Below are 16910 nucleotides of genomic sequence, written 5' to 3'. Positions count from 1 at the left end.
TAATTATATATTTTCAAGAAGAAAATAATTCTGGCTTAGCAGTAAAATAAGCTGCTCGCCCTTGAAACAATCTAAATCAAGCCGGTATGCCTGCCCTAACAATCTGAGGTACCGCAATACCCAATGCCTCGAACTGCTTGCAGGGGTTCATAAATTCACGTTGAATTTTTATTTTACCGTTCTCAAATTCAAAGCTATGGATAAAATGATTTTCATAGAAACCTTCTGGATACCCTTCGAAACAGATACGGCCTTTGCCATCACACTCTACCCAAAAGAAATCCGGGTTCTGGCCATCAAATATTTTAATGTTGAACCAAAGCCAGTCAGGAAAGCACTTGAGAGACCATACAGCATGCTCCGCTAAAAGTTTTTTGCTGCGTATCATAATGGGCTCACCAGTATCGGTGGTCCAAAGACCTCCGCAGCCATCTTCAGTAAACAGTTCATGGCGCTTTAATCGATCTTGTCCCTGGGTATTCATATACTTTTCAACAATACGACGATTGTGTTGTCTTTGCTCATCTTGAGTCATGTAGTCATCTCCTATGATGTAGAACAAATTTACGAAGGGAACACCGTTGATGCCCTATCAGTAAAAAGTAACGTTTTTTCCTACCAGTCGCTGGCAAGCTACTCCTTTATCGCTGCATAGCTTAATCATCTTGTCAGATTCAATAATTTGCTCTGAATTATCTTTATAATCCAGACCCATAAAATATTTGTACCAGGGTTCTAATCCCATGGCATAAAGAAAAACCTGCCGGGCGTTGAAGGTTTCAACCATATGATATGCCTGCTCAGCATTTGAGCCGTTTAAGCGGCGTGAATGACTGATATCTTTACTCACAGGCTCAGTGTTAAGCGCACCATAAATCCATGTATAAGGCGCCCCAACACATTCCATGCCAATAGCCAGAACATCAACATCCCCAACCAACTTATGAACATGGCGATACATTACTGGATCGCTATTATTGGCATCGGCGCCAAATAAGAATTTCTTACCCATAAGCTCAATATACCAAACGGTTTTTGAACGTATATTAAGATCGCCGTGCTCTCCCAAAAAAGGTATCGCCTTTATTTTTCCATCAGAAACTTCAACTTCCTCAATGTCGCCCACCTCTATCACTTTAAAGCCCAGCTGTTGGGCGATTAGTTTCATGGAGGGGTCAATTATTGTTCCACCATTATTAACGGGTAGAATCAGTTTATCCGCTTTATGACGTAACTGTAGTAAAGTTTCCAGATTGAAATGATCGTGATGATTATGGGTAATACAGATATAGTTAATTGTCTCAGGTAGCTCAGAGTAACTGATAACATCATCGGCATAATGTTCACCTCTAACAGGAATTACCGGATCTATTAAAATATTAATCGAACGGGTTTCCAGCATAAATGAGGCATGACCGAGAAAAGTTAATTTTACTCCACCATCAGATATTGGCTTATGACGTCTTGTCGGCGGTTGCGAGGTAAACAATTCATTGTAATGTAGTCCGCCACGCACTTCGGTTCTTGAAAATATAGCTTCAGCTACTTCCCGCACTATTCCTTCTGTACGTGATTTAATTATTAAGTCTACCTCTGGCGTGCAGAAATCGACCATCCATTGCATATGATTCTCATCGGCCAGACGGGGGTAGAGAAACAGAATGGTCTTTCCCCCACCTTGGAAAGCAAACCAAAGTAAACACTTTGTAGTGATTTTCGATAGTGTTTTGAATGATAGAGTAAAGGTTCTATTAAACGATAACCCGGATTGTGATTGATGTCCTGTACAATCTCAATGAACCCCCTTAGAGGCTCTGGAGTTTTTTTATACAGGTATTCAATCGATTTTCCGTCACTATGGGCACGGATTAATTTATCCAGTTCTTCAACCGCTTCAGAAAGTTCTAGTACATCGGTAAGTTGATTTTCCAGTTCAAGCAACAGTGATTTAATATCTTCCACCTGGTCAGCTCGGGCATTAAGAAATTCTCCACCCGTAAGAGCAGGCACTTGTGCTGCCATAATGTGAACTCTGGCATTTTCAACAAAAGAAGACATAATCCTTTTGTGCGTAATGGCCATGTAACGTGCGGCCTGAACCGGCGGAATTAAATAAGACCATGCAAACCAGTGATTAACTAAAGGTTCGAAATAGGCTTCTTCTTTCAGGTATATCAAGTCACTAGACATCCAACATCCCTATTTTGATCTAGTCAGATTTTTATTTGTTGGGGTTTTCACATTCCAGTAAAAAACATCCCCACTTCATGCCACTTGAAATTGCGCTCAGCACAATCCGATCACCTGGGTGGATATTTCCCTGCTTCCGCTTGATATCGAGAGAAATTAACTGCTCAGCGCTGCCCATATGGCCGATTTCCGCCACTAGATCTGCGTTGGTTTTATCCAATGGTATCCCTAGCCTTGATGCCAGACTCTCCATACTTTGCCGACCTTCTAATGTATGTAAGAGGGTAAATTCAGATTTTAAACTCCACCCCGCTTCAGCCATACAGGATTCAATCATTTGAAGAGTATTATCAGCACGTAGTTTCAGAAAACCTTCGAGATCACTACCGGAAAAACGATAGAGATCCATTACCCTTTCACGACCGAGTTGGTCCTCGCGACTGTCATGATTGGGCAGTAGTACCGGATTTAGACCTCCACCCCGCTCGATTCGCATCATATCCACGAAGCGGGTTTCAGAGATATCACGACCTCCCCTATAGTAAAAACTACACCCTTTCGTCGGCGAATCAGATTTGCTCACAATGGCAGCCACAGCGCCATCTGTGAGAATCGCATTCATTAATCCGAACCGGTCAAGGTGAGGCTCACTAACGCGTTGGGCATGCACAATCACACCCACTTGCCCCACTTCCAAACTGTCTATCAGGGCGCTAGCACTAATCCAGGCACTGATACTGGAGCCACAGCCTTCCACCAGGTTTAGGGTTTTAACTTGTAGGCCTCCCAACTCAGCACCAATCTGGCATGCGAAGTCGATACCAATGAAATCTGGTACATTGGATTGGCCACCAACTATAAAACCAATATCATCGACGCTATATCCTGACTCATCCAAAGCTTTGACGACAGCCTGAGCGCCGAACTCTCGGACACTGCCATTGTGCACCCAATATTTGTCATATCCGGCGTGTCGAATTGCCCTCAGATGCATTTCATTAGGATGGTCCAAATCCTCCAATCGATGAGGTTTAGCCAGGACATGGCCAAGTCCAATCATTCTCATTCCACGACCTCCACAGTAGTTTGTCCACAGATCGTTTGAATAGATTGAGTTTTGTCACGTTCTACATCAGTCGTTATCAAAACGCATTCCAGGGTATTACCTAACAGCCGAGCCACATCAACCTCAATATTGTCCCTGTCCTTCAAATTGATCGCGAGCTGAAGTGCCAGGAATGAGTTCCCACCCAGTTCAATAAAATTATCAGTTGGCCGAACGTCCGTTTCATTTAGGAGCTGCTCTACCTCGCGAATTAGCGCTTTTTGATCAGTACTCTTCCTGTTCATACATACTCCTCCTTAACGACATTCTGTCGGTTTTTCCTCTTTCGTTAATCGGCCATTGTTTATCATCAAACAATCTATATCGACTGGGCCTTAAGTAAGGCGGTAGCTTTGAGCAGGCCAGTCGTAGCTCCCGCGTTGAAAGTTCAACATCTCTGCATCCCCTAACACAGGCCAATAACAGATCTCCTTGATTGCTGGTATTCTCGACCCAAACCACAGCCTCATCTACTTTCTCATGGGACTGTAAATACTCCTCAATTTCGTATGGCTCTACACGAAAACCGTTAATTTTTTGGTAACCACTGGATCGGCCGATAAAAACAAATCTGCCCTGTTCGTCGAGCCTGCATATATCCCCAGATTGATATCCGTCGGTTAGAGGCTCTCCACCTTCATAGCCCGCAAATACTTGTGCACCACAAATTTTAAGCTCGCCGAATTCCAAATCCTGAACGTCAACTCCATTAAGCTCCAAATTTTCGGCTTCCAGATCATTAGAATTCAGCAATTCAAATTTAATGCCGGGAAAAGGCTTGCCGATAGGTATCGACTCCAGAGCCAGGTCACCTTTGGTGACAACATGAGTTGCGCAAAACACCGTTGTCTCCGAAGGTCCGTAGGCGTTAATTAGCCTCACCTTCGCTTTGTATAACTGGTTAAAGAAGGGTGAAAAAGTACTGGTTGACAGCTTCTCTCCTGCAAATAGGATTTCCGTTAAAGGGTAGTCCTCCCAATTTACAGATCCTGCTTCACTGGAGAACAGGTAGCGGAATTCAGAGGGCGTCACCGACAATACATTTATTCCCGCTTTAGCCATCAACCTTTGTGTAGATCTGGCGTCACGCTTTTTATTTTCATCCAGAACTACCAGACACCCGCAATGAACCAAGCATCCAAAGGTTTCCCATATCGCGTAGTCAAAAGAGAGATCGTGAGTCCACAACCATTTAGCATACAGGTCAATTTTCAATGCTTTTTGGGAATTTTCCAAAAAGGAGGAGAGCTGGCCACGCATAATAGGTACAATTTTGGGTTCACCTGTTGTACCAGAGGTTCTCACGCAATAGACTTCATCACCGGCGATATCACTTCTTACCAGACCCCGGTTTGATTCGGGTAACTTCCAGAAGGTCCCAATTCCTCTTAATGAAAGGCCACCATTAAGTGGTAATTCAGTATCTGTCAGGATACCCACACAATTTGCTCTTTTAGCTTCCTGAAGCTGTTCGGATTTATCGAAGCCCCGGGGTAATGACATAAAGGATACGCCCGTGATCAAACAGCCAAGCATCAACTCATATAGCGCTATGGATCGAGGTATATCCAAAGCCAGGCGCTCACCCGGTAAGATAGCCATCTCTGTTAATTGGGTAGCAATATTTTGTGCGGACTCACAGAGTTGGCGATATGATCTCACCTTATCGTTATGTATTACAGCAGGAGCCTCCGGGTTCTCCTCCAGGGCCTTATTTAATGCCTCAACTACAGGTTGTAGCCCAAAACCCAGCTGCATCACCGTTTCTCTATACGCTTCCATACTCTTTCTTCTGCTTAAACAGTTGTACTGTCACGGCTAGGCTCTACAGAACAGGACGACCTCTGACCTAAACAGTATTCCCAAGTACCCACTTAAATACGCGATATTCGTAGGACGGATTTTTAACTAAAGTTAATGAATAAACGGGTTAAAACATTCGCGTAAGCTCTTTAGGATCACGCTCAACTCTTGATAGACCAATGGCTTCTTCTGGTACAAATTTGGAAAATCCACCATGGCGGGCTCCCACATTAACGTCCCTCCAGATTCGTTCCAAAGGGCTGCCTTTATCCAGTCCCGAAGCTCCATATATCCAAAGCAGGTCTTGAACAATCGACAAACAACCACGCATGATCTGTGTCGCACGTCCACGAATAGCAACCCGATCTTCAGTCGTTAATGTTATTTCTGGCTCTCGCGCAGCATGGTCAATGGTGTCAGCATTAAATTCCGCTGCCCGCTGGTAGATATCAAAACTGCTCCAAAGTCGCCCTATTTCAGACCTGATAGCCCCCGAATCGCTCATTGATGTATAGGTACTACCAAGAACAGGGTGTTTTCCGGCAGCGGCTGCAACATACTCCAAACCTGCTTCTGTCGCGCCGAGCATAGAACCCACCAGGCAATTCATCAGTACACCAGTGAAAAGACCTCCGTAGGATGCATGTTCTTCCCTGCCAGCTAACGCATTTAACCTACGATTCTCACCGGAGAGAATATGAGAATAGTTCTCCACATTACTATTGGGGATCTCAATATCCCTAGCCCGCACTGTGAGACTTTGCGTACCTCGCAAGCCAGCTGAGTTCCAACTTGCAGCTACATCCAGCTGCTCTGCGGGAACAGCGACCACTTGAATATCTTGGGTATCCGCACCTTCAACGGTCGCCAGACAGAAAAAATAACTGGCATAGGTCGATCCTGATGCGTATCGCCATTCACCATTTAGAAGCCATTGATTCGATGTGGGATTTTTTTCAGCAACCCTGGTCGCCCAAGTACCATGGCCAGAATTTTATTCCGCTCCATGGAGTAGGGCTGTGCCTCTAGCGAATGAAAACAACCACGCATAGTCCACGCTGAATTGGATACACCGGCAATCCATGCTAGAGATGCATCGGTCTTCCCGAGAATTCGGCAAACACGAAGAACTTCACGTAATGACCCCGGGCCAGAATCTCTGTTTTCATCCAGGATTTTTACGATGTCAGAGGAACCAAGCACTTCTATCAAACCACTCGACAGCTCTTCCCGATCCCCCTCAGAAAAAGTACTAACTACTCTCTCAATTTCAATATCGTTGTCAGTACTTGACAGTGGTAAAGCATTCAATTTAATCGACATGCGCGGATCTCCAATCTCTAATTTTTCCTGTGCCTCTTTTATGGCAAAATCAACAAACTCAGGCGATGTCGCCATACGTTTAGGCATCACTGACGAATCAAATATTTTCCAAAAGAAGGGCAGACTCGCTGCCGGATCATTAATGGTGTAACCACATGAGGATCGACTGACAAGATCTTGTTTATTATATTCGGACCGGGTTTCCTGGCGGCGGGCGTAAGTCGTCGCCCACCCGGTTTTATGGGGGCCGGGTTCAATACAACCCACTTGAATTCCAAAATCCTGTAGTTCAAGACGCAAGGTATCGGCTATAGCTTCAATAGCATATTTACTAATTTGATACGCACCTAAAAGAGGCCAGCAGGCCACACCACTCATACTCGAAACCAGTAATATTCGTGACGCTTCGCCCTCACGCATCATTGGTATTAGTGGCCGAATTACATTAAGCGTACCCTCAACATTCGTTTTAAACTGCTCCCTGATTTGCTCGCTGGACAAGTCCTCCAGTGTTCCAAATTGTGCGAAACCGGCAGCAGTGACTACCCGCGTTGGTTTTCCAACTTCCTTAACCGCTTGATGTAATTTTTCGCTTAGTGTGAATGAATCTCTGACATCTGCAATACACGGCACAAAGAGATCTTTGTATTCCTCCAACATTGCTCCAGCAGCATTATCAGAGCGAGTAATACCAATAACCGGTTCACCACGATCCCTAATGATCGAATCTGTCCAGCAACGACCCAGCCCACTTGAACATCCACTTAGCACCCAAATATTCATGTATTTAAAACCTCCCCCTGTACTGAATCCTGCCTACTGCTTCGAGACAGATAGGCCGCAATTGATAAGCCCAGAGCAATCAATAGGAAGCACACCAACGTTGCTAATCCCGTGATACCCGGAGACTCCCGGAGATTGGTAGCAGTTATCTCGAGATCAATTCCTAATTTCAGCCGTACAATCCAGTCAAAAAGAATTGCCACTATAACTGCCCCCATAGCACTCAACGCCTGACGTATAGAGTTAAAAAATGCTGCGGCCCGCCCCAGAGCCTCAAAGCTAACCCTGCTAAGTGCCAAGTTGGCGAGCGGTGCAAAGGCCAGGCCGGTACCCGCCCCTCCGATCATCATGACCAGGAAAAGCGCTATAAAAGTGACTGTTCCTCCCGGCATAAGAACACCAATAAAACCCAGTAACCCATTGGCAAGAGCAAATAACATCAAACCACTTCTAACTATTCCTTCAGGTTTTATACGATCGGATAGATGGCCAGCGTAGGGGCCCACCACGGCGTTGGACAGGGCGATTGTCATCATTAGTACACTGATAGCCACTGGACCAAAGTTCATGCATACATCCAGGAGGAAAGCTAATGGTAAATAGAAGCTAGCGACCCCTAATCCCAGTAATCCCGAAATAAAACAGATCCTGAAAAAAGTACCGTCAAACCACAACTCAGGGGATAAAATGTAAGCACTTTTATTCTTCACTTCTTTGCGAATCAAAATAGCAATGACTGCAGCTCCGATTAATATCAAAGCTATACCTACTCCCCGTAATATCCCCGCGACACTGATATAGTGAATACCTATAATTACACCAGCCAAACAGAGCCCATAAACTGCACTGGCAAAGGTTTCCGATAGTCGGATACCACTACCGGGATCACTGGGCAAACACCGCAGGGCGATAACTAAAGCGGCCAGCACAAAAGGAATATTAATCCACATTACCCAACGCCAATCCGCAGTCGTTAATAGTAATTGTGTAATCACCGGACCGGTAGCAGTTGCAATTCCTGCAACTGCACCCCAAATCCCTAACGCTGTCCCCCGTCCCCCTTTAGCAAAGAGGATAGAAATGTAGGCCATGCTTTGAGATGTCAAAAAGCCAGCGCCAATTCCCATCAATGCCCGCCCAACAATAACCTCTACAAAGGTTTGTCCTGCCCCACTAATCGCAGCCCCCAAACCCAAAACCAGAAGTGCACCTATTAATACAATTTTTCTATCTGCCGAATCTCCGAGCCGCCCCCCAAAAGAAGAGATGCAGCATAAGTGATAAGATAAATATTATTGACCCAGGCAACCCTGGCTGGACTGACCGTGAATTCATCCATCAGAGTTGTGTACATCAATGGCACAGTGGTCATATCCATCATGACAATAAAAAAACCAAGGCATAGCCCAACAAAAGAAATGTGCTTATATTTCACTCTTCTTTTTCCTTGTTGGTGAATTTCTATACGGAAGCTTGAAGGGTTAAATGCCATGCGGGTAGTCTTGTCCTGCCATGACTATCCTTCTCAATCCTTAACCCTTTCTTTCTCTGGAAGTCTTCAATAGCGGCAGCATTCCCTTTGTATTCAACTCTGTCCACACACTTTATGCTCCAGCCACTGGCCTCAACACTAGCTGCAATCTCAGATAGTTCGTTAGCCAGGGGCTTGGGCATTCCTAGTCTCGAGGGTGCGAAAGTAATCAAATGAAAAACCGTTTCTTTTGTGGCCAGTCGGCGCATTTCCTCTAAATAGGCGATGCGCTTATCTGCAGGTATGGCATGATAAACTGCCGAATCCAAAATGAAGTTGAACCCCGACTGCAAACCCGTATTGCAAGCATCACGTACCTCAAACGATATGCCAGAATCAGGATATACTTCCCGGCATTTCTCAATCGCTGTAGAAGAAGTATCTATTGCTATCACTTGATAACCTCGATCAGCAGCTGCTTTTGCGTTTCGACCAAGACCACAGCCGATATCCAACAGGCGACCGGGATGAGCTCTATCAAGAATTTCGCAAACCGCGGGTTGCGGTACTCCGATTTCCCAGGGAACGCTCGTTATTTCTGCACTCCCGATTAATGATTTGCCTTCATACACACCATTGAAATCAGCATGATCATATTCGCTCATAAGATATCCTTAAATTCTATTTGGCCCGATATATTTTGAATAGAATATTTAATCTATATCGAAATATTCCTGTCTTGGCATTCATTTAACTTCAACCGAACCAACCTCGTATAGAACATCCAAACTTTAAGGCCAAATGGATATCAGCCCAACAGGTTAGCTCCAAATACCGGCTAGAGTTCAGTTTGAGATAAATGGAAATATTTTTTACTGGCGCTGGATAAAAACGTCATTAACCTGGGAAATGATATCAATTGTCTCATCCCAACCAATACAGCCGTCGGTGACTGAAACACCGTATTTCATCATATCCTTTGGTAAATGAATGGCTTGCTTACCTTCATTAAGGTTACTTTCCAACATTAATCCGACAACTGAGCTATTACTGTGTTTTAGTTGTTGAATAAGGTTATCGACAACCACCCTCTGCTGCCTGAAATCGTAATTGGAATTTGCATGGCTGCAGTCAATTACCAAATTACTGGGCAGCCTTGCTTCGGATAGAGTGCGAGCTACCTCTTCGACTGCTCGTTTCTCGTAGTTGGGATTCTCCCCACCTCTTAAAACAATATGAGTATTCAGGTTTCCCAGGCTGTTGATCACTGAAATTCTTCCATCTGAGTCGATTCCAAGAAAACTGTGTTTTCCAGACGCAGACTTCATGGCGTTCATGGCTACCTGAATATTTCCATCGGTATTATTCTTGAATCCAACCGGCATGGATAACCCACTAACCATTTCACGATGGGTCTGTGACTCAGTGGTTCTGGCACCGATGGCCGCCCAGCTTATTAAATCTCCCAGATACTGAGGTGTTACCGGGTCCAATACTTCCGTTGCTACGGGAATTTCAAGCTCCGCCAGGTTGATCAATAGTTTTCTGGCGGCGGTTAGACCAGCTTCCACATCAAAGGAGCTATCTAACTTAGGATCATTGATAAATCCTTTCCAGCCAACTGTCGTCCTTGGTTTTTCAAAATAGACCCGCATAACAATTAGTAGATTTTCACTGTAATTGTCACTCAGGGACTTGAGGCGACTCGCATATTCCTTGGCGGCATCGATATCATGAATTGAACAAGGCCCCACAATTACTAAAAATCGCGGGTCTTTCCCATGTAAAATCTCGGTTATTGATTGCCTGGAGCGCTGAATAAAATCAGCCACATCAACGCTAACAGGATAGGCGGACCAGAGTTTTCTCGGGCTTACGATGCGATTAGCTGAAACAAAATTCAGGTTATTGGTTTGACTTGGCACAAGAACATCGAGCATATCAACAATCCTTATTCAACAATAGAAACCAACTTTACAATCTATAAAATACCTTTAACCACTATGTGAAATTTAAAATACAAATGAATCCCTACCAGAATGAAAATCCCAGATCAACAAAAAAGGAATCCTGTCAGTACAAAAAATTAAATCTTACATAATGTACTCTTGATTTAAATCAATTCACAATTAGAGTGTTTTCTGCACGAGAGTCACAGACAAGCGACTAGTTCTTCTTTATAAGAAAACTATCAGTTTTCACAATAAGAATATGCATTACACTCTTCCATTTTATAAAAATAATTTTATATGACCGACACTTAAAGCCATATTGACATTATTACTATATACCAACTCAGGCTTGGTAAATTGCAACACTTTAATATTTCACAGCATCCTGCAATGAATCGATAATAACCTTATTACTTTATAAAGAAACTATGCTCTAGCTAACTCAGATGAAATTATCATTCAAAATATACAGTTTCATTACAAAACACCGTCATATACTTTTTTTCTGTGGAGAAATTTCACCCTTAACTATAAAAAGCAAGCACACATAACTCACTTAACGGTTATCATTTTGAGCAACCGCTTCACCTTTCTAGATATTCATAGAATTAAATCTTATAATGAAACATCGGTGCGAATTTCAAATTCCACCATGGCAAATACCTCCACCTGGCAAATAATTTCTTGATCTTTCGGCCATCCCCTTCACTGTGCACCCTCAGATGAACAACACGTATAGCATCCCCTCTACAGTTAAAATCTCAACTCTCGGCACTCATGCTTTATTTAATTGAATTTATTAACCGATCATCTGCAAGGTGATGGAAACTCTTTACACCTACAATTTTACGTCTTTGGACATCAGAATTTTTTCAAGCAAATATAGCAGTCAACTTAAAAACATAGATTACAGAGGTGAAAAAAAAATAAAAGCCGCCAATGCAAAAATAAAACTTTCACGGCCAAAATAGATGACCATGTCACATTTTTTCTCATATAATTTTAAATTTCAAATTTGGTATAACCAATCAACATCGCATTAAAGTATTAAATGCTTGTTATTTTTTACAAAAAATTAAACTTAAGTTTACAAAGCCCTTACAGGAATCATATTTCTAAAATTTTCACGCGGCCAATTTTTAGTTGGAGTTTTATTTTTCATAGATCATTAGAGGTTGCTTTAAGCTTTACCTACTTAAAACGATGGTGTCACTTATTTTTAATTTGACCAAAAAATATCGATAGCAATACTTTTAAAGCGCTCTTGAAGTAATTTATTCATCGAACATTACAACGCATATTGTTTTACCAACCAGAGATATGAATTGATAAAAATCAATTTTTATCCCGACCTACCAAACAACGTCGAGCTTTTATTTACCATCCGTGACAATTGGCTAGTGCAGAGATCTCTCATAAGAGTTTAAAAATAATAGAAAACTGTGATTGGTAAAAATAAATTTCATGAAGTGCAATGGCTCGTATAAGTAAAAATAGCTGCCAACTTATGCCTGACCTGGCAATAATTTTGGTCTTATGCCGAATTTTAATCGACCAACTTCACAGCGTGTAACAGTGATGCCTACAAAAAAAGACAGTATTTATTTCACTGAAAAGGAAGGGAGCTGGGAACCTTTAGTCGTCCGGGTGAGCTCATCGGGTAGTCGGGCTTTTCCAAACTTTACGCCGATCGCTGTTTTCATTTCCCTGAGAGCTGCCACAAATAGTTCATAGTCAGATAGATATAGCTCACTTAACAGCCGTCACACGGTCCTAGAGACTGTTGAAGCCCAGAGGACACAGAGCTGAACCACTACGTCATTGGGCGTGGAAGCTATACTTTGAAATCTATTCGACAAGCTTCAAGAGACTTGTAAATTTGAATAGGTGATGGCGGCATCAATTCAATAAAAGCTTTTATAAACCAGCAGGTTACAGCCTCTAAATAATTTCAGTCACTTATTCAAAGATTATAGTGCTAGGAGTGTATACTCTTTACTGTTCCCAGACGCCATTAGACAACCTCCCCTGCAGCATGACCTGAAGCCCAAGCCCATTGGAAGTTAAAACCTCCCAACCATCCGGTCACATCAAGCACTTCCCCAATAAAGAAGAGCCCCGCCTGGGTTTTACATTCCATTGTGCGCGAAGAAATCTGTTCAGTATTCACCCCACCCAAGGTAACTTCAGCAGTGCGATACCCCTCGGTGCCCGCGGGTACCAGCTTCCAGATTTGCAGCTTGCTACCCATATCGCGAAGTTCACCGTCCCCAAATTGCTTCAAGGGGCGGCTGGAGAGGTTTTCTCGTTGCAGGAAATACTGCACCAGCTTTTTACTCCAGATCTCGGCCAATACGCTATGTAAATGGCTTTCCGGATTCTGTTGGCGACGCTGCTGTAGCCAGTCAGGCAGACTATGGTTAGGGGCAAGATTAATTACAACTTCCTTGCCTTCACTCCAGTGACTGGAAGCCTGTAAAACTGCTGGGCCGCTCACCCCCGGTGAGTAAATAGCATTTGCTCTAGGAAACTGCCCTCGCCACAGGAAGCAGAGACTTCAAGAGCACTACCCGGCAGAGTGCTTTGCCGTTCCAGCTGGCGTTTGTGTTGGGTAAAAGGTACCAACGCTGGACGAGTGGGAACCAAGTCCAGGCCAAACTGCCTGGCAATCTCATAGCCAAACCCTGTAGCCCCCATAGTGGGAATCGAAAGACCACCTGTAGCCACAACTAAGGATTCACAGGTAACGGTGCCCAAACTGGTTTTCACCTGATAGCCCGCGGCTTGTGCCTTTATCGTGGATACAGAACAACGGGTGCGAATCTGTGCTTTGGCTGCACGACACTCAGCTAGCAGCAGGTCGACGATATCCTTGGACTTGTTATCGCAGAATAGCTGGCCGAGAGTTTTCTCGTGATAGGGAATCCCATATTTTTCAACCAGTGCAATAAATTCCCACTGGCTATAACGCGCCAAGGCGGATTTACAAAAGTGGGGATTACGACTGTAGAAATTTTCAGCGCTGGTATAGAGGTTGGTGAAATTACAGCGACCACCACCGGACATCAGAATTTTTTTACCGACCTTATTCGCATGGTCCAGTACCAGCACACTGCGACCACGCTGCCCAGCTGTGGCAGCACACATTAATCCCGCTGCCCCGGCACCGATAATCAATACATCGACGCACTCAGGCAACTGGCTATTGGATACTTCAGACATGGAAAGATAGCTTATGCAGCTCAATCGCCCTTGGCGATCAGGTCCGGGGCAGGGTTACACCACGCTGCCCCTGGTATTTACCACCTCGATCTGCATAAGACACATCACAGACCTCATCAGATTCGAAAAACAGCATCTGTGCCACGCCTTCGTTGGCATAGATCTTCGCCGGCAGATTAGTAGTATTTGAGAACTCAAGGGTCACGTGCCCTTCCCACTCGGGTTCCAACGGAGTGACATTGACGATAATCCCACAGCGCGCGTAAGTGGATTTACCCAAGCAAATAGTCAGCACCGAGCGGGGAATACGGAAATACTCCACCGTACGTGCCAGGGCAAAGGAATTCGGTGGAATAATACAGTACTCGCCCTCGACATCGACAAAGCTGTTCTCATCGAATGTCTTGGGATCCACGGTAGCAGAGTGCACATTGGTGAAGATCTTAAATTCACGGGCACAGCGCACATCATAACCATAACTAGAAGTGCCGTAGGAGATGAGTCTGTCGCCATCATTGCCATGGCGTACCTGGCCCGGCTCAAAAGGCTCAATCATGCCGTGCTGCTCAGCCATCCGGCGAATCCACTTATCGGACTTGATACTCACTCCGTCCCCCTAAAAAGAATAATCAGTACTCAACAAAAGAAGCGGAATCATAGCCGGTTTAGGCTGTGCAAAAAAGTGCCGATCAACCCCTCCCTCTCTTGTTGCCCTCAATCATTTACTGTATAAATTAACAGCAATACTGTACAAGCATACAGCTCTTTGCCAGCTTCAGGCCGGTAGGAGGGCCTGAATGGAGCGGCGGAATCCGTGAATAGCGCAGAAAACTTCCTTCAAAACAAGCAGTTAAAGCATCAGTCTGAGCGCCGAAATCTAGAGCAGATACTGGCGAGAACGGATATTTGGCAGGCAGCCAATGAGCAGCGGCGCCCTCTCAGCGGTATCCCCACTGGTTTCAGAAGCCTGGATGCCGTTCTCAGAGGCCACGGTTGGCCTCGCAATGCCACTACTGAACTTCTGCTCAATCAAACCGGTATTGGCGAAATGACCTTATTACTGCCAACTCTGGCCCAGCTGACTCAAGCAGGACAAATGGTAATACTGGTCAGTCCGCCTTTTATTCCCTACGCTCCAGCACTGGCTCAAAGTGGCATTCAACTGGGAAATTTATTGCTTATACACCCCCGGGGACATAAGGATACTCTCTGGGCGGTGGAGCAATCTCTACAATCCGGAAGCTGTGGTGCCTTATTGAGCTGGCAAGGGAATCATACTTTAGAGGATAAGGAACTGCGGCGTCTGCAACTGGCAGCTCGCAATGGGGAGTGCCTGCACTTTCATTTCCGCCCTATATCTGAATCCCAGAACCCCTCTCCCGCCAGCCTGCGCCTGCAGCTAGGCAGTGATGGGGAACAACTGGCTGTGAATTTATTAAAGCAACGGGGAGGCACTGGCGGCCAGTCTTTGCACTTGGCCCGAGGCGCCAATTTGATTCGCCGTGACAGGCCAATACATTGACCATCGCCCCGAGGTCCAGCTCATGCTTTGGCTTTGCATCCAATTTCCCAAGCTTCCTCTTGAAGCCCTCATCCGCGCCCAGGGTCGAGATACACAGCCAGGCGTTCTCGCCGTGGTCGAGAAGCAACTTGTTGTTCAGTGCAGTAAAACAGCCACTGATCTCGGTATTGAGCCAGGCCTCAGTATCGCTACCGCCTGCGCACTGAGCGCAGACCTTCAACTGTTAGAGCGGGATATACAGAGAGAGCAACTGCAACTCGAACGGCTGGCCCAGTGGGGCTACAGCTTTACCCCAGTCGTCTCCCCCAAGGCTGCCAACACTGTAGAAAACGGAAGCAGTGACCCAGCCTGCTTGAATCTTGAGCTCAGCGGATGCCTGAAAGCGAATGGTGGCCTCAGGGCCTTTCTGGATCAGTTACAGAATGAGCTGGGCCAAATGGGGATTAGCAGTGTTATGGGACTCGGACACAGCCCCAGTGCCGCACGGATGCTAAGCCAACTGAGAGAACATCGCCAGTGGCTGGCAGAAACTCGTGTAGCCCCCAGCCCACAACAGTGGAAACTATGGATTAGTTTTTCCCCGAGCAAGCTACTCGACTGCGACAATAAAACCATTACCAAACTATATGCCTGTGGTATTAAGCGAGTAAGCCAATTGCTTGCCATTCCCCTATCCGAAGTGGGCTCCCGTTTTGGTCGTCCTTTTGTAGATTATTTGGCACGTTTAAATGGTAGCCGTCAGGACCCCGTACCCAACTTTAACCCTCCCGCCCGGTTCGATAGCGAATTATTTTTTCCCGATCCACTGGATAACAGTGAACAGCTGCTCTTCCCCGCCGGCCGCCTGATTAGAGAGCTATGCCAGCAGCTACAACGCCGCCAGCTTTATACCCAGCAATTACACTGGCAGCTGGATTATGGGCAGGAAAAAACAAGGAACTCATCGTGGAAGTCTCACACCCACTGCTAGATCCACAGCGCTTAATAGCGCTTACCAAGCTGCAGTTTGAAAGAGTATCCCTGGAGTGCCCGGTACAAACACTGCGCTTGAGTAGCAAGCAACTACAGCCGTTAGTGGAAGAAGAGTTCGGAGAGGACTTCTTTGATGCAGGCAACCAAGGCGAGCGCAGCTCTCAACTTTTGGACAAACTCAAGGCCCGTCTTGGACACCAAGCGATCTCCGGTATTGCCCTGAAAGAGAGCTACCTTCCCGAGCAGGCCTGGCAGAGCGCCGATAGCTTGCTAATAAAAACCAGCTCAAAGAAAAAACTCACCAATTGACACCAATAAAAGCACCGCGCCCCTCCTGGTTGCTTCCCCGCCCTACCAAATTACTCAGCCGCAATCAAAAACTATTTCATCATAGTGAATTACAGCTGCTACAGGGCCCTGAGCGAATTGATGGCTACTGGTGGCAACATGGCCGCCATGGACGAGACTACTATATAGCTAAAGACCAGGACGGCAGTCTTTGTTGGATATTCCAGGATCTGACAACTGAAGAGTGGTTTTTACACGGCATATTCTCTTAATTATTGA

The 16910-nt window shown here is 45.3% G+C and carries 19 protein-coding genes; 4 read left to right on the top strand and 15 right to left on the bottom strand.

Going from position 1 to position 16910, the window contains the following annotated elements:
• Positions 1–76: 76 nt before the first annotated feature.
• The 15 genes from P3339_RS05715 to dcd form a co-directional block, all read right to left on the bottom strand.
• Positions 77–535, bottom strand: a complete 459-nt coding sequence (locus P3339_RS05715; protein ID WP_020412657.1) for a PhzA/PhzB family protein — start codon at positions 533–535, stop codon at positions 77–79.
• A gap of 57 nt (positions 536–592) precedes the next feature.
• A complete protein-coding gene (locus tag P3339_RS05710; protein WP_282952675.1) occupies positions 593–1624 on the bottom strand; it encodes an MBL fold metallo-hydrolase in 1032 nt (343 codons plus the stop codon).
• Positions 1588–2190, bottom strand: coding sequence for a hypothetical protein (locus P3339_RS05705; RefSeq protein WP_282952674.1), 603 nt, complete (start codon positions 2188–2190; stop codon positions 1588–1590). Before P3339_RS05705 ends, P3339_RS05710 begins: the two co-directional genes overlap by 37 nt.
• Positions 2191–2221: 31 nt before the next feature.
• Positions 2222–3256: a 3-oxoacyl-[acyl-carrier-protein] synthase III C-terminal domain-containing protein gene (locus P3339_RS05700; protein WP_282952673.1), complete on the bottom strand. Its 1035-nt coding sequence runs from the start codon at positions 3254–3256 to the stop codon at positions 2222–2224.
• Positions 3253–3540 (bottom strand): phosphopantetheine-binding protein, encoded by a 288-nt coding sequence (locus tag P3339_RS05695; protein WP_020412654.1) that lies wholly within the window; start codon positions 3538–3540, stop codon positions 3253–3255. Before P3339_RS05695 ends, P3339_RS05700 begins: the two co-directional genes overlap by 4 nt.
• Positions 3521–5077, bottom strand: coding sequence for an AMP-binding protein (locus P3339_RS05690; RefSeq protein WP_282952672.1), 1557 nt, complete (start codon positions 5075–5077; stop codon positions 3521–3523). The genes P3339_RS05695 and P3339_RS05690 overlap by 20 nt, the downstream gene beginning before the upstream one ends.
• A gap of 148 nt (positions 5078–5225) precedes the next feature.
• On the bottom strand, positions 5226–5930 hold the full coding sequence (locus P3339_RS05685; RefSeq protein ID WP_282952671.1) for an acyl-CoA dehydrogenase family protein: 705 nt from the start codon (positions 5928–5930) through the stop codon (positions 5226–5228).
• A gap of 92 nt (positions 5931–6022) precedes the next feature.
• Positions 6023–7204 carry an SDR family NAD(P)-dependent oxidoreductase gene (locus P3339_RS05680; protein ID WP_282952670.1) on the bottom strand — a complete coding sequence of 394 codons (1182 nt, stop codon included), beginning with the start codon at positions 7202–7204 and terminating at the stop codon, positions 6023–6025.
• Positions 7201–8418 carry an MFS transporter gene (locus P3339_RS05675; protein ID WP_282953556.1) on the bottom strand — a complete coding sequence of 406 codons (1218 nt, stop codon included), beginning with the start codon at positions 8416–8418 and terminating at the stop codon, positions 7201–7203. Before P3339_RS05675 ends, P3339_RS05680 begins: the two co-directional genes overlap by 4 nt.
• Positions 8418–8639 carry a hypothetical protein gene (locus P3339_RS05670; protein ID WP_282952669.1) on the bottom strand — a complete coding sequence of 74 codons (222 nt, stop codon included), beginning with the start codon at positions 8637–8639 and terminating at the stop codon, positions 8418–8420. Before P3339_RS05670 ends, P3339_RS05675 begins: the two co-directional genes overlap by 1 nt.
• Positions 8640–8665: 26 nt before the next feature.
• Entirely contained in the window at positions 8666–9340 is a 675-nt protein-coding gene (locus P3339_RS05665; RefSeq protein ID WP_020412649.1) for a class I SAM-dependent methyltransferase, read from the bottom strand.
• 207 nt (positions 9341–9547) lie between these two features.
• Entirely contained in the window at positions 9548–10615 is a 1068-nt protein-coding gene (locus P3339_RS05660) for a 3-deoxy-7-phosphoheptulonate synthase (RefSeq protein WP_282952668.1), read from the bottom strand.
• Between the two features lie 2026 nt (positions 10616–12641).
• Positions 12642–13124, bottom strand: a complete 483-nt coding sequence (locus P3339_RS23770; RefSeq protein WP_502867319.1) for an NAD(P)/FAD-dependent oxidoreductase — start codon at positions 13122–13124, stop codon at positions 12642–12644.
• Positions 13121–13849, bottom strand: a complete 729-nt coding sequence (locus P3339_RS23765) for a BaiN/RdsA family NAD(P)/FAD-dependent oxidoreductase (RefSeq protein WP_502867318.1) — start codon at positions 13847–13849, stop codon at positions 13121–13123. Before P3339_RS23765 ends, P3339_RS23770 begins: the two co-directional genes overlap by 4 nt.
• Positions 13850–13886: 37 nt before the next feature.
• Positions 13887–14456, bottom strand: coding sequence for a dCTP deaminase (gene dcd / locus P3339_RS05650; protein WP_020412646.1), 570 nt, complete (start codon positions 14454–14456; stop codon positions 13887–13889).
• A 207-nt stretch (positions 14457–14663) separates the two neighbouring features.
• On the opposite strand from dcd, the gene imuA reads away from it, so the two are divergent.
• The 4 genes from imuA to P3339_RS05630 are packed head-to-tail and all read left to right on the top strand — an operon-like array spanning position 14664 to position 16903.
• Entirely contained in the window at positions 14664–15371 is a 708-nt protein-coding gene (gene imuA, locus P3339_RS05645; RefSeq protein ID WP_282952667.1) for a translesion DNA synthesis-associated protein ImuA, read from the top strand.
• A 22-nt stretch (positions 15372–15393) separates the two neighbouring features.
• Positions 15394–16341, top strand: coding sequence for a Y-family DNA polymerase (locus P3339_RS05640; RefSeq protein WP_282952666.1), 948 nt, complete (start codon positions 15394–15396; stop codon positions 16339–16341).
• Positions 16317–16652: a hypothetical protein gene (locus tag P3339_RS05635; RefSeq protein WP_282952665.1), complete on the top strand. Its 336-nt coding sequence runs from the start codon at positions 16317–16319 to the stop codon at positions 16650–16652. Before P3339_RS05640 ends, P3339_RS05635 begins: the two co-directional genes overlap by 25 nt.
• Complete coding sequence (locus P3339_RS05630; RefSeq protein WP_282952664.1) at positions 16649–16903, top strand: hypothetical protein; 255 nt, start codon at positions 16649–16651, stop codon at positions 16901–16903. The genes P3339_RS05635 and P3339_RS05630 overlap by 4 nt, the downstream gene beginning before the upstream one ends.
• The last annotated feature ends 7 nt before the right edge of the window (positions 16904–16910 follow it).

This window comes from Microbulbifer sp. MLAF003 (assembly GCF_030012965.1).
Taxonomy (GTDB): Bacteria; Pseudomonadota; Gammaproteobacteria; order Pseudomonadales; family Cellvibrionaceae; genus Microbulbifer; species Microbulbifer variabilis.
Note: the sequence above shows the minus strand (reverse complement) of the source record. Positions and strands in the feature narration are given on the sequence as shown.

Coding starts and splice junctions, on each gene's coding strand:
- P3339_RS05715 (WP_020412657.1), bottom strand. CDS start 535: ATGACTCAAGATGAGCAAAGACAACACAATCGTCGTATTGTTGAAAAG.
- P3339_RS05710 (WP_282952675.1), bottom strand. CDS start 1,624: ATGCAATGGATGGTCGATTTCTGCACGCCAGAGGTAGACTTAATAATT.
- P3339_RS05705 (WP_282952674.1), bottom strand. CDS start 2,190: ATGTCTAGTGACTTGATATACCTGAAAGAAGAAGCCTATTTCGAACCT.
- P3339_RS05700 (WP_282952673.1), bottom strand. CDS start 3,256: ATGAGAATGATTGGACTTGGCCATGTCCTGGCTAAACCTCATCGATTG.
- P3339_RS05695 (WP_020412654.1), bottom strand. CDS start 3,540: ATGAACAGGAAGAGTACTGATCAAAAAGCGCTAATTCGCGAGGTAGAG.
- P3339_RS05690 (WP_282952672.1), bottom strand. CDS start 5,077: ATGGAAGCGTATAGAGAAACGGTGATGCAGCTGGGTTTTGGGCTACAA.
- P3339_RS05680 (WP_282952670.1), bottom strand. CDS start 7,204: ATGAATATTTGGGTGCTAAGTGGATGTTCAAGTGGGCTGGGTCGTTGC.
- P3339_RS05665 (WP_020412649.1), bottom strand. CDS start 9,340: ATGAGCGAATATGATCATGCTGATTTCAATGGTGTGTATGAAGGCAAA.
- P3339_RS05660 (WP_282952668.1), bottom strand. CDS start 10,615: ATGCTCGATGTTCTTGTGCCAAGTCAAACCAATAACCTGAATTTTGTT.
- P3339_RS23765 (WP_502867318.1), bottom strand. CDS start 13,849: ATGTCTGAAGTATCCAATAGCCAGTTGCCTGAGTGCGTCGATGTATTG.
- P3339_RS05640 (WP_282952666.1), top strand. CDS start 15,394: ATGCTTTGGCTTTGCATCCAATTTCCCAAGCTTCCTCTTGAAGCCCTC.